Below are 12,409 nucleotides of genomic sequence, written 5' to 3'. Positions count from 1 at the left end.
CACGTATTTCGATTAGCTCATCCAGCGGTCATTTTTCTTTTTGCGAGGGATGATGTGCGGCAACAGCAGACCCAGCAGCAAGCCTATGCCAGCAACACCGCCGCCATACATAAACCACTGTAGAATGATGGTGCGCTGCTTATCGTCAAGCTGGACATTCGCCGCACTAACTTTCTTCTGTGCGACGATAAGCTGATTTTTTAGATCCTGATTTTCCTGACGTAACCCGTTGATAACACTATCACTGGCAGCGACTTTCTGCTGCATATCAGCGGTACGCTGGTTCCAGGTTTGATCGATATTATTCAGTTTGTCAGTCAGGTCTTTTACCTGTTTTTCCAACTCTGGCACTCGTGTGCGCAGGCTTGGCGTATTGCTAAGCTGGTCGAGAGGAATCCAGGTGGTGCGGTTTTTATCGTCACGAATCTGTGCATAGCCCGCACTTTCATTAACGCTGAGTAGTGTGACCTCAGTGCCAGCGTTCACAGTACCGACGATACGATATTGATTGCCTGGCCCACTGTGGACATACGTCAATAACTCGTCGGAAATGTAGCGTTTTTCTTCCGCCTGTGTGGTCCAGCTCAGCGTGAGTGAAAATAAAGTAAAACAGAGTAAGCCTAATTTCTGCATAAGATCATCATGTTGCGTTAATGGTGGTCTGATAGTAGAGGCTTAAGTCTGACGAGGCAATCTATAAACCGAAATGAGAACAGTCTTAGAACCTATCCCATTAGGGCTATTTTATTTGCCATTTTGGACACGGACAGCGCGAATAACGCCTACTGGGGCAGGTTCTTGGAAGACGGCATGCTGCCTGTTTAAGCACGGGAAAGTGGCATTGCTGATAAGTAGGTTTGCATAAGAAATGCGCGCTTGTTCGCAGCTGAAAAAGAGTGTGTACGGTAAGGGTAGTCAGGTGAAGTAAAATGTTATTTACTGACATGATAATGAACGTGGTCTTGGTATTGTGAATGCTATGAGTGAAGAAATTGAGCTGAAATTTATTGTTCATCCCGACAGCGTTGAATCGCTGCTGACACAACTGGCTGAATGGGAGAGCGATTATAGCCAGTATGAGCACATGCGTGCTCAGCGTCTGAGCAATATCTATTATGAAACGGCGGATAATTATCTGCGTCGTAATGGCATTGGGCTGCGTATTCGCGGCGAGAATGAACGCTACGAAATGACGGTGAAAACAGCCGGCAAGGTGATTGGCGGGCTGCATCAGCACCCTGAGTATAATGTTGCGCTGGAGACAGCAGAACTGGATCTTAGCCTGTTTCCTGCGGAAATCTGGCCGGAAGATTGCGATGTTAAAACGCTGCAACCGTCGCTTAACCCGCTGTTTAGCACAGATTTTACGCGTGAAAAGTGGGTGTTTACTTACTATCAAAGCGTGATTGAGGTTGCGTTAGATCGCGGCGAAATCCGCGCTGGCGATCTGAGTGAACCTTTGTGCGAACTGGAGATGGAGCTTAAGGTGGGGCAGACCACTCATCTGCTGGCCTTGGCAAAGGAAATCGCGGAGTTTGGTGGTATGCGCCAGGGCAGCCTCAGTAAGGCGGCACGAGGATACCATCTGGCTAAAGGCAATCCGGTTCGCGAGTGTCTTCCTCTCAATCGGTTGGTTGTGGACTCCAAAACCAATATCGATCAGGCGATCCGCGCGGCGCTGGAATTGGCCTTAAGTCACTGGCAATACCATGAAGAACTGTGGGTAAGAGGGGATTCCTCTGCTCGTGAAGCTCTGCCACAGGCCAGCGCGTTGATGCGCGAAATGCTGGTGCTGGTGGGGGGCGTGGTGCTGCGTAGGGTCACCACGCTTTTCCGCTCTGCACTCGCCACGCTGGAAAATCGGCTACAAGGCTCCGGCGGGTCGGAAATCTGTTACAGCACCGACTACCTGCAAAGTAAGTTGGTACTGACTTCCTGGCTGGTCGAGTCCGGCTGGCGCGACTACATGGATAATAAAGATCGCATTAAGCTACAGGGATCGTTCAAACGCTTTGCCGACATTATGCTTAGCCGCAGCACGGCGGAGCTGAAAAGCGCCTTCTCTTCTAAATTGACGGCAGAGCAATACGAACAGCAAATCCCTCGTCTGCAACGTAATCTCTACGCTTTTCTTCTTTTATCCGGTGCCTATCCGGCGGATCAAGTGGAAGCCTACGTTGAACACTGGCAGACGTTGCTACAGGAAATTGAGCACCTTGCTGTCGATCAGGCTCCTTCTGCTTATCTGGAAGCCTATCGCAAAGAAGTGTTGACCCTGCCTCCGTTCTGGCTGCATAGCGGTGGACCATCACAGTAACCGTTAACTGCCGCTTGTCAGTGAGGATAGGCGGCGTATCAAGGGAACCCCCATGTCGATACTTCCTTTGCCCGCTTTACCTGTGCTTCTGACGGAACAATCTCAGCGTGCTTTGTCGCGTTTGCGGGAGGCCGCGCCTGATGAACCGATAACAGACAGCGACTCGGCTGTTCTGGCATTGAGTGATTTTGTCAGCGATGCGCTTGCGCTGCATCCTGACTGGTGGCAGGGGATTCATCAGCAGCCGCCACAGCCTGAAGAGTGGCAGCACTACGCCGATTGGTTGAGCAACGCACTGGTTGACGTTAACGATGAAAATGCGTTGATGGCGGCATTGCGCCGGTTTCGCCGCCATATGCTGGCGCGAATTGCGTGGTCGCAGGCGCTGCAAACCAGTACGACGGAACACTCGCTGCGTCAGCTTAGCGAGCTGGCCGAGGTGATAATTGTGGCGGCGAGAAGCTGGCTATATCAGGCCTGTTGTCGCGAGTGGGGGACACCTTGCAATGCGCAGGGCGTTGCTCAGCCTCTGCTGATTCTTGGCATGGGAAAATTGGGGGGGGGAGAGCTCAACTTCTCTTCAGATATCGACCTGATCTTCGTTTATCCCGAAAATGGTCATACGCAAGGCGGACGGCGTGAGCTGGATAACGCGCAGTTCTTCACGCGCTTGGGACAGCGGCTCATTAAGGTGCTGGATCAGCCGACCGTCGATGGCTTTGTTTACCGTGTGGACATGCGGCTACGTCCCTTTGGCGACAGCGGCCCACTGGTGCTCAGCTTTGCGGCTATGGAGGATTATTATCAGGAACAGGGCCGCGACTGGGAACGCTACGCGATGGTTAAAGCGCGTCTGATGGGCGGAATGGACGATGCCTACAGTCAGGAACTGCGCAGTACATTAAAGCCCTTCGTCTTTCGTCGTTATATTGACTTCAGCGTGATCCAGTCTTTACGCAATATGAAGGGCATGATTGCCCGTGAAGTGCGTCGCCGGGATCTGCGCAATAACATCAAGCTGGGCGCGGGTGGGATTCGTGAGATCGAATTTATCACGCAGGTTTTCCAACTGATTCGAGGCGGACGTGAACCGGGGTTACAGGGACGTTCACTGTTGCCTACGCTCCAGCATGTGGGAGCATTGGGGTTATTAACCCCGCAGCAGGTGCTCGATCTCAGTACCTCTTATCTGTTTCTGCGCCGTTTGGAAAACCTGTTGCAGGCGATTGCCGATGAACAGACACAAACGCTGCCGAGTGATGAACTGAATCAGCAGCGGTTGGCATGGGGAATGGGGTTCGACAGCTGGGACACGTTGCAATCCATGTTGTCACAGCATATGCAGGCGGTGCGCCACGTATTTGATGAACTGATTGGCGATGATGCACCGGACAATAATGATATCCCTGAACATAGCAGCTACAGCAGCCTATGGCAGGACACGCTGGATGACGGTGACCTGGCTCCGCTGACGCCGCATCTTACGGAAACCGTGCGTGAGAAGCTGATGCGGACGATTGTGGAATTCCGTAATGATGTGGCGAAACGCACAATAGGGCCACGCGGGCGAGATGTGCTGGATCAGCTCATGCCGTGTTTGCTGGCGGAGGTCTGTGCTCGTCAGGAGGCCGATACGGTGCTGTCTCGTTTGACCCCGCTGCTGCTGGGGATTGTCACTCGAACCACCTATCTCGAACTGTTACTGGAGTCTCGTGCCGCGCTGGCCCAACTGATTCGCCTGTGTGCGGCTTCGCCGATGGTTGCCAGCCAATTGGCACGTTATCCCCTTCTGTTGGATGAATTGCTTGATGCGTCAACGCTGTATCAGCCGACGGCTCCGGGCGCGTACGCTGACGAGTTACGTCAGTATTTGATGCGCGTCCCTGAGGATGATGAAGAACAACAACTGGAAGCCGTTCGCCAGTTTAAGCAGTCACAACAGTTACGCATCGCCGCAGGAGATATCGGTGGCGTACTGCCGGTAATGAAAGTGAGCGATCACTTAACGTATTTGGCAGAAGCGATTATCGCGGCAGTAGTTCAGCAAGCGTGGGGGCTGATGGTGGAGCGCTACGGCCAACCCTCCCACTTGCAGCATCGTGAAGGCCGTGGGTTTGCCGTCATTGCCTATGGCAAGCTCGGGGGATGGGAATTGGGCTATAGCTCCGATCTGGATCTGGTGTTCTTGCTGGATTGTCCATCGGACGTGATGACGGATGGCGAGCGCAGTATTGATGGCCGCCAGTTTTACCTGCGGCTTGCACAACGTGTGATGCATCTGTTTAGCACCCGGACGTCATCAGGCATTCTGTATGAAGTGGATGCGCGTTTACGGCCATCGGGCGCGGCTGGCATGTTGGTCAGCACGGTTGAAGCGTTTGATGATTATCAGCGCAATGAGGCGTGGACGTGGGAGCATCAGGCATTGGTGCGCGCGCGTATGGTGTACGGCGAAAGCGGTGTGCAGCAGACATTTGAGTCTATCCGCCGCAGTATCCTCTGTGCAGAGCGTGATGCAGATACCTTGCGAACTGAAGTGCGGGAAATGCGGGAAAAAATGCGTCAGCATTTGGCGAACAAAGATAAATCACGCTTTGATATCAAAACTGATGCGGGCGGTATTACGGATATCGAATTTATCACCCAGTATCTGGTGCTGCGCTACGCCGCGCAGGAACCACGTTTGACTCACTGGTCAGACAATGTGCGTATTCTGGAGCTGATGGCGCAGTATGGCGTGATGGAAGAGAGCGAAGCCAATGCGCTCAAGCTGGCCTATGTCACGATGCGCAATGAACTGCACCATCTGGCTTTGCAGGAACTGTCCGGGCGGGTTAGCAAGGATCGGTTTGTTGCTGAGCGGGAACAGGTGCTGGTGAGTTGGAATAAGTGGCTGATGGGTGCGTAAGTTTCTCCACCCGTCATACTTCAAGCTGCATGTGCGTTGGCTTTTCTCGCTCACCCCAGTCACTTACTGATGTAAGCTCCTGGGGACTCGCTGCGTCGCCGCCTTCCTGCAACTCGAATTATTTAGGGTATATCTATATGGTCAAAATGTGCCGTGCGGTTTAGAGCCGCGCAGCAGTGGCGTGTATGATACGTGCCTATGATATTATTACGCGCATTATGCGAAATAAGCCTGGAGTAGAGGATGAAAGTGACGCTGCCTGATTTCCGTCAAGCGGGTGTGTTAGTGGTTGGTGATGTCATGCTGGATCGTTACTGGTATGGGCCAACCAGCCGAATTTCACCAGAGGCACCGGTGCCTGTGGTCAAGGTTGATACGATCGAAGAGCGCCCGGGCGGCGCGGCGAACGTCGCAATGAATATCGCAGCATTAGGGGCGGGATCACGTCTGGTCGGGTTAACGGGGGTTGATGATGCTGCACGCGCACTGAACGCCAAACTTGGCGAAGTGAATGTGAAGTGTGATTTTGTCTCTGTTCCTACGCACCCGACGATCACCAAGCTGCGCGTACTGTCGCGCAATCAGCAACTGATTCGACTGGATTTCGAAGAGGGCTTTGAGGGGATTGATCCTCAACCGATCATTGAGCGTATCCAACAGGCGCTGCCAGAAATTGGCGCGCTGGTGCTGTCTGACTATGCAAAAGGCGCCTTGGCGCATGTGCAAACCATGATTCAGACGGCAAAAGCGGCTGGCGTTCCGGTGCTGATCGACCCAAAAGGCACCGATTTTTCCCGTTACCGTGGTGCGACGCTGCTGACGCCGAATCTGTCTGAATTTGAAGCAGTCGCAGGGCGTAGTAAAACGGAAGAAGAACTGGTCGAGCGCGGTATGCAACTGGTGGCTGATTACGAGCTGTCTGCGTTGCTGATTACGCGTTCCGAGCAAGGGATGACGTTGCTACAGCCGGGCAAAGCCCCACTGCATTTGCCGACGCTGGCGCAGGAAGTGTATGACGTCACTGGTGCTGGCGACACAGTGATTGGTGTGCTGGCTGCTGCGCTGGCGGCGGGTAATTCGCTGGAAGAGGCCTGTTTCCTGGCGAATGCTGCCGCAGGCGTCGTCGTTGGCAAGCTGGGAACTTCAACCGTTACTCCGATTGAGTTGGAAAATGCTATCCGTGGCCGTGCCGACACTGGATTTGGTGTGATGACCGAAGAACAGCTGAAACATGCCGTTGAGTTGGCGCGTCAGCGTGGCGAAAAGATTGTGATGACCAACGGCTGCTTCGATATTCTGCATGCTGGACATGTGTCTTATCTGGCAAATGCTCGCAAACTTGGCGATCGGCTGATCGTTGCGGTAAACAGCGATGCTTCAACTAAACGCCTGAAGGGGCCGACTCGGCCTGTCAACCCGCTGCCGCAGCGGATGATCGTGTTGGGCGCATTGGAAGCTGTCGACTGGGTCGTGCCATTTGAAGAAGGTACGCCGCAGCGTCTGATTGCCAGTATCCTGCCGGATATTCTGGTGAAAGGCGGAGACTACCAGCCACATGAAATCGCCGGTAGTGAAGAGGTCTGGGCCAACGGCGGTGAAGTGAAAGTCCTGAATTTTGAGGACGGTTGCTCCACGACAAATATTATCAACACGATTAAAGCCAGCACGTCTCAATCTTAAACGAAATAAAACTGACGGCGTCGATGCCGTTCAAGCTGCAAGTTAATGATTCTCGCCTAGGCCTATCACGGGCGAGAATCATAAAAATCATGACGCCGACAGGGCGACACGTCAGATAAAACAGGTATGAAACCAGTGAAGAAAGAACCAGCCGAAGTGAATGCGGTCGCACTGCGGGTAGCGGAGTTGCGCCGGGTCTTACGCCATCACGAATACAAATATCACGTTGAAGATGCGCCCGAAATTCCTGATAGCGAATATGACAAACTCATGCAGGAACTGAAGGCGTTAGAAGCCGATCACCCAGAACTGGTGACGAGCGATTCTCCTACACAGCGCGTTGGTGCGGCACCATTGGCCGCATTTGAGCAGGTCCGCCATGAAGTGCCAATGCTATCGCTGGATAATGTGTTTGATGAAGAAAGCTATCTGGCCTTCAGCAAGCGAATTGGTGACAGGCTGAAGAACGGTGACGATCTGACATTCTGCTGTGAACTGAAACTGGATGGCTTGGCTGTCAGCCTGTTGTATGAAGAGGGTGTTCTGGTACAGGCAGCCACGCGAGGGGATGGAACGACTGGGGAAAATATCACCAGTAACATCCGTACCGTTGGGGCGATCCCATTGCGTCTTGAGGGTGAAAATATTCCGCGTCGTGTTGAAGTGCGCGGCGAAGTGTTTATGAAGCACGGCGGCTTTGAGAAGTTAAACGAAGAGGCTCGCCGTACAGGGAGCAAAGTCTTTGCCAACCCGCGTAACGCCGCTGCCGGATCGCTGCGCCAGCTCGATCCACGCATTACGGCTAAACGCCCGTTGACCTTCTTCTGCTATGGTGTCGGCCTGTTGGAAGGCGGTGAACTGCCCGCGAGCCACTGGGAGCGGTTGATGCAGTTCAAGGCGTGGGGATTGCCGGTTAGCGACAGAATCAAGTTATGCACTGGTCCGGCTGAGGTACTCGATTTTTATCGTCAGGTTGAACAGACTCGTAGTTCATTAGGCTTTGATATTGATGGCGTCGTCGTCAAAGTTGATTCGCTGGCGTTGCAGGAACGATTAGGGTTCGTTGCCCGTGCGCCTCGCTGGGCGGTGGCGTTTAAATTCCCCGCGCAGGAACAGCTGACCTGGGTGCGCGATGTCGAGTTTCAGGTGGGGCGGACGGGGGCGATTACGCCCGTTGCGCGTCTGGAACCCGTCGCCGTGGCGGGTGTGATCGTCAGCAACGCTACGCTGCATAATGCCGATGAAATTGAGCGGCTAGGTTTGCAGATTGGCGATCGCGTGATTGTGCGCCGAGCGGGGGATGTTATCCCGCAGATCGTCGGCATCGTGGAATCTGAACGGCCCGAAACCGTGCAACCGATCGTTTTTCCTGCGGCCTGCCCCGTGTGTGGATCTGATGTTGAACGTGTGGAAGGGGAAGCCGTCACGCGTTGTACCGGTGGATTGATCTGTGGTGCCCAGCGTAAAGAGGCGCTGAAGCACTTTGTTTCTCGCCGTGCGCTGGATGTCGAGGGCATGGGCGATAAGATCATCGATCAACTGGTGGAAAAAGAGTACGTCAAAACACCGGCCGATCTGTTTCGTCTGAGCGCCGGGATCATGACGGGTTTGGATCGCATGGGGCCGAAGTCCGCGATGAACTTGGTCAATGCGCTGGAAAAGGCGAAGAGCACCACGCTGGCGCGCTTCCTGTATGCGCTGGGGATCCGTGACGTTGGCGAATCGACGGCTGCCAATCTGGCTGCGCATTTTGGTTCGCTGGAGACGCTTTTTGCTGCCGATGAAGACGCGCTGCTTGAGGTGCCGGATGTCGGTAAAATCGTTGCCGCGCATGTACGCCATTTCCTTGAAGAAGAGCACAACCAAACCGTGATCCGCGAGCTGACCGATCCTGCCGGTATCAACATCTACTGGCCAGAGGTTAAGGTCGTCAATGCTGAAGAGATCGACAGCCCGTTTGCGGGGAAAACGGTAGTATTGACCGGATCGCTGAGTATTCTGTCCCGTGATGAAGCCAAAGATCGACTAACGGCCTTAGGGGCAAAAGTGAGCGGCAGCGTCTCGAAGAAAACCGATATGGTGATCGCTGGTGAAGCCGCAGGCTCTAAACTGGCGAAAGCGCAAGAGTTGGGGATCCCAGTGATCGATGAGGCGGAAATGATCCGACTATTGAATAATCACGGTGACGTAAGCACGTTATAGGAGAAACACGGGGATGAGGTTCCTAAATGGGGCCTCGCCTTGTGGTCGCTCTGTGTATCTTGAACCTGAAACGACTAAGCTATTGGGAGTGAAAGCGGGTGGAAAAAGAAGACCTGATAGATATTGCCAGGATGCAGATGCCTTTTGGGAAATATAAAGGGCGGGTGTTGATTGATTTACCGGAAGAGTACCTGCTGTGGTTTTCCCGTAAGGATGAATTTCCTCAGGGGCGCTTAGGGGAGTTGATGCAAATTACGCTGGCAATCAAGATAGAGGGTCTACAAGGGTTGGTAACGCCGCTGAAGCGACCTCGTTCCTGATTATCCCTCTCTCGGCGTAACCCGTGATGAAAAAAGGTCGTTTCAATGAAGCGACCTTTTGCGTTTACTGACTACTCCATCCCTGACGCAGACTATACGTAGATATTAATCTTGTTGTCTGCGGTTGGACGATTAACGCCTTCTTGTTTAGCATTTTGCGTCGTAGAAGAGGAATCAGACTGTTGCTCTGATTTCTCACTCTGCAAACGAGCAATTTGAGCCTGTAATGCCTGGATCTGGGCCTGAATTGCCTGCTGCTGCTGTTCGATCAGTTTACGTTCTTCATCGCTTTCTGCGCTGGAAGCCGATTCGGTCAGCTTACTCACCTGTTTGGTGAGCGTCTGGACCTGCTTGGTTAACTGCGCAATCTGCTGCTCTGACGTGTTGCTACTTTTACTGCTGCTTGCCGTTGTTGTCGATATGCTAGTACTGCTTATTGTGTTTGACATTTTCCCTCCTGAAAATATGCCGTCATACCCAAATTATTAGGGGTACAAGCCCTTATATCGGCAATTTAAACACTTTCTCGAAGGTGACATTGTTGGCAATGAAACATGAAATACTCACTTTCCTGACAGCTAATGTAACGGAATGTATCAGCCAGGAAAGAGAGATAAATAATGGGGGAATGCGTCAGAGATTGCGGTCAGACGTAGATATCAACACCGTCTTTTTTTTCATTTTGTTGTGATGTTGTTTCTGATGCCGCGCTAAGCGCTTGCTTTTCTGCTTCTTCTTTTTGGATGCGGGCAATCTCGGCATAGAGTGCCTGTATTTGCGCCTGAATCATTTGCTGCTGCTGCTTAATGAGTTTGCGCTCATCTTCACTTTGCGCATTGACGGCTGATTCGCTCAATTCTCTTAGCTGTTTGGTTAGAACTTTGATTTGATTTTGTAATGCGGCAATTTTTTGTTGAGCGCCATTACCACTACTGGCCGCGGGTGCAGCATTACTCTCTGTAGTTGATGTAGCCTTACTCTTACTGGCCGTAGGTGCCACCGCTACTTTTGACAACGTATTCATGGTAATCCGGCTGATATCGTTGGACATCACTTCCTCCTGAAATAAGTCAGTTCTCCAATCACTATCGGCTGTGCCGCTATTTTCTTTACGAAAAACTTACAAATCAGTGAGGGACTGCCGGGCACTTGTTAAAGGAAAAAAGGGGGGCTGACAAGAGTGTTTCCTTACTCTCTTGCCAGCAATAGTGATGACATGACGCAGTTAACTACCGTACACGTTAATCGCGCTGTTCAGTCGCTTAGCCTGAATGTTTAGCCCTTCTGCGGCTTCTGTTGAGTGCGTGACCATATCGGTATTGCGCTGCGTCATTTGTTCTATCTGTGCAATAGAGGTATTGATCAGGCCCAGTGCAGAAGTTTGCTCATGCGTTGCGTTGCTGATCTCTTTGATCATGGTGGAGACCTGCAAGACTTCATCAACGATGTCGCTGATATGTTTGCCCGCGTTCTCTACCATTGTGCTGCCTTTTTTCACGCTTTCTACGTTGGTGTCAATCAACGTTTTAATCTCTTTGGCCGCAGAGGCGGAATGCTGTGCCAGATTGCGAACTTCAGCGGCCACCACGGCAAACCCCCGTCCCTGCACGCCAGCACGGGCGGCTTCAACCGCTGCGTTCAGCGCAAGGATGTTCGTCTGGAAGGCAATACTGTCTATCACGCCAATGATATCAACGATTTTATCGCTGGCGCTGGAGATGGAATCCATCATGCCGATGGTTTCCTTCATGATATTGCCACCTTTAAGGGCGGTACTGCTGGCTGCTTGTGCCATTGTTGTGGCTTGTGCCGCCGTTTCTGCACTTTGTTGTACGGCAACGGTGATTTCTTCAATGGCGGCGGCGGTTTGTTGCAGATTTGCTGATGTTTCTTCTGTGCGCGTATTCAGGTCGACATTGTTTTCTGCCAGTTTGTGACTGACATTGGTGATGCCGTTAACCTGCGTACTGACGTCATCGACAAGCGAGTGTAGGTTCAAGCCAAACTGGTTGACGGAGCGTAGCAGCAGGCCAATTTCGTCTACCCGATTCATATGGGTATGGTTTACTTTACGACCGGATACGACATGCTGAGCCTGCTTGAGTATCATCCTGATTGGCTGTGCAATTTGCTTTTGCAGAAACTGATCCATGATGACGATGAGTAACAGCGTCAGTGCCAATAGCCATAGCGGATTCATTCCACTGAAAGCACATAGTGCAGGGATCAGCCCCACAGCCAATACCGCGATACGCAAGCGCCAACGGACTGACAATTTTTGTAAGAGCGACAGCGGAGAAAAGAGTCCGGTGCGAACGACCAGCCCTTTATAGAACTTGCGGCTGCCCGCCTGTTTTTTCTGCACGGCGCTATACAGCATTTCGGCCGCTTTTATTTCTTCGGCATTGGGCGTGTTACGTACCGAGATATAGCCCGCAAGCTGCTCTTGCTGGTAAACCGGTGTAACGTTGGCGCGAACCCAATAGTGGTCGCCGTTGTTACGACGATTTTTAACTAATCCAGTCCAGCTATCACCTTGTTTCAACGTAAACCACATGTCGGCATAGGCTTCAACGGGCATATCTGGATGACGCACAATATTGTGAGGCTGGTTGATGAGCTGCTCTTCAGAAAAACCGCTAACCTTAATGAAGGCAGAGTTGGCATAGGTAATGTGGCTGTGAATATTTGTTGTGGACATCAATATGGTGTCCATGTCTAACAGATACTCCTGCTGTGTTACAGGTGTATTCAATCTCATTAGAAACCCCGGCGTACGTATCCCGCTCAGTTTCCAGGTTCAGCCATGTTGGCTGCTTTTCTCGCCTCAGCCGTTCTGGTTATTCCAGAGGCTGAAACGTTACAGGGCTGCCGCGTGACGATACCGTGAAATCTGTCAGGCATATTGCTGTGTAAATATTCAAGTTATTCAAATAGGTATACTGAATTTTTTTGGGCGATTTACTCGCTTATATAAAACAA

The 12,409-nt window shown here is 52.1% G+C and carries 9 protein-coding genes; 5 read left to right on the top strand and 4 right to left on the bottom strand.

What is annotated here, in order from left to right:
* Positions 1–12: 12 nt before the first annotated feature.
* Positions 13–633 carry an SH3 domain-containing protein gene (locus DCX48_08880; protein ID QXE14601.1) on the bottom strand — a complete coding sequence of 207 codons (621 nt, stop codon included), beginning with the start codon at positions 631–633 and terminating at the stop codon, positions 13–15.
* A gap of 346 nt (positions 634–979) precedes the next feature.
* On the opposite strand from DCX48_08880, the gene DCX48_08875 reads away from it, so the two are divergent.
* From DCX48_08875 to DCX48_08855, 5 genes are all read left to right on the top strand, one after another.
* Positions 980–2,317 carry an inorganic triphosphatase gene (locus tag DCX48_08875; protein QXE14600.1) on the top strand — a complete coding sequence of 446 codons (1,338 nt, stop codon included), beginning with the start codon at positions 980–982 and terminating at the stop codon, positions 2,315–2,317.
* Positions 2,318–2,369: 52 nt separating this feature from the next.
* Positions 2,370–5,225: a bifunctional [glutamate--ammonia ligase]-adenylyl-L-tyrosine phosphorylase/[glutamate--ammonia-ligase] adenylyltransferase gene (gene glnE / locus DCX48_08870; GenBank protein ID QXE14599.1), complete on the top strand. Its 2,856-nt coding sequence runs from the start codon at positions 2,370–2,372 to the stop codon at positions 5,223–5,225.
* Between the two features lie 243 nt (positions 5,226–5,468).
* Positions 5,469–6,905: a bifunctional D-glycero-beta-D-manno-heptose-7-phosphate kinase/D-glycero-beta-D-manno-heptose 1-phosphate adenylyltransferase HldE gene (gene hldE, locus DCX48_08865; GenBank protein QXE14598.1), complete on the top strand. Its 1,437-nt coding sequence runs from the start codon at positions 5,469–5,471 to the stop codon at positions 6,903–6,905.
* A 156-nt stretch (positions 6,906–7,061) separates the two neighbouring features.
* On the top strand, positions 7,062–9,107 hold the full coding sequence (ligA, locus tag DCX48_08860) for an NAD-dependent DNA ligase LigA (protein ID QXE17195.1): 2,046 nt from the start codon (positions 7,062–7,064) through the stop codon (positions 9,105–9,107).
* A 98-nt stretch (positions 9,108–9,205) separates the two neighbouring features.
* Positions 9,206–9,427, top strand: coding sequence for a cytoplasmic protein (locus DCX48_08855; GenBank protein QXE14597.1), 222 nt, complete (start codon positions 9,206–9,208; stop codon positions 9,425–9,427).
* Positions 9,428–9,519: 92 nt separating this feature from the next.
* Here the strand turns inward: DCX48_08855 and DCX48_08850 are convergent, their stop codons facing one another.
* The 3 genes from DCX48_08850 to DCX48_08840 all read right to left on the bottom strand — a co-directional run bounded on the left by DCX48_08850 (position 9,520) and on the right by DCX48_08840 (position 12,143).
* A complete protein-coding gene (locus DCX48_08850; GenBank protein ID QXE14596.1) occupies positions 9,520–9,876 on the bottom strand; it encodes a hypothetical protein in 357 nt (118 codons plus the stop codon).
* A 197-nt stretch (positions 9,877–10,073) separates the two neighbouring features.
* Positions 10,074–10,478, bottom strand: a complete 405-nt coding sequence (locus DCX48_08845; GenBank protein QXE14595.1) for a hypothetical protein — start codon at positions 10,476–10,478, stop codon at positions 10,074–10,076.
* A 174-nt stretch (positions 10,479–10,652) separates the two neighbouring features.
* Positions 10,653–12,143 (bottom strand): PAS domain-containing methyl-accepting chemotaxis protein, encoded by a 1,491-nt coding sequence (locus DCX48_08840; GenBank protein QXE17194.1) that lies wholly within the window; start codon positions 12,141–12,143, stop codon positions 10,653–10,655.
* Positions 12,144–12,409: the final 266 nt, after the last annotated feature.

It is taken from the genome of Pectobacterium atrosepticum (assembly GCA_019056595.1).
GTDB classification, from domain to species: domain Bacteria; phylum Pseudomonadota; class Gammaproteobacteria; order Enterobacterales; family Enterobacteriaceae; genus Pectobacterium; species Pectobacterium atrosepticum.
The sequence above is the reverse complement of the archived record's forward strand: the minus strand, read 5'-3'. Positions and strand labels throughout refer to the sequence as shown.

Coding starts and splice junctions, on each gene's coding strand:
- DCX48_08850 (QXE14596.1), bottom strand. CDS start 9,876: ATGTCAAACACAATAAGCAGTACTAGCATATCGACAACAACGGCAAGC.
- DCX48_08845 (QXE14595.1), bottom strand. CDS start 10,478: ATGTCCAACGATATCAGCCGGATTACCATGAATACGTTGTCAAAAGTA.
- glnE (QXE14599.1), top strand. CDS start 2,370: ATGTCGATACTTCCTTTGCCCGCTTTACCTGTGCTTCTGACGGAACAA.
- DCX48_08875 (QXE14600.1), top strand. CDS start 980: ATGAGTGAAGAAATTGAGCTGAAATTTATTGTTCATCCCGACAGCGTT.
- hldE (QXE14598.1), top strand. CDS start 5,469: ATGAAAGTGACGCTGCCTGATTTCCGTCAAGCGGGTGTGTTAGTGGTT.
- DCX48_08840 (QXE17194.1), bottom strand. CDS start 12,143: ATGGACACCATATTGATGTCCACAACAAATATTCACAGCCACATTACC.
- DCX48_08880 (QXE14601.1), bottom strand. CDS start 633: ATGCAGAAATTAGGCTTACTCTGTTTTACTTTATTTTCACTCACGCTG.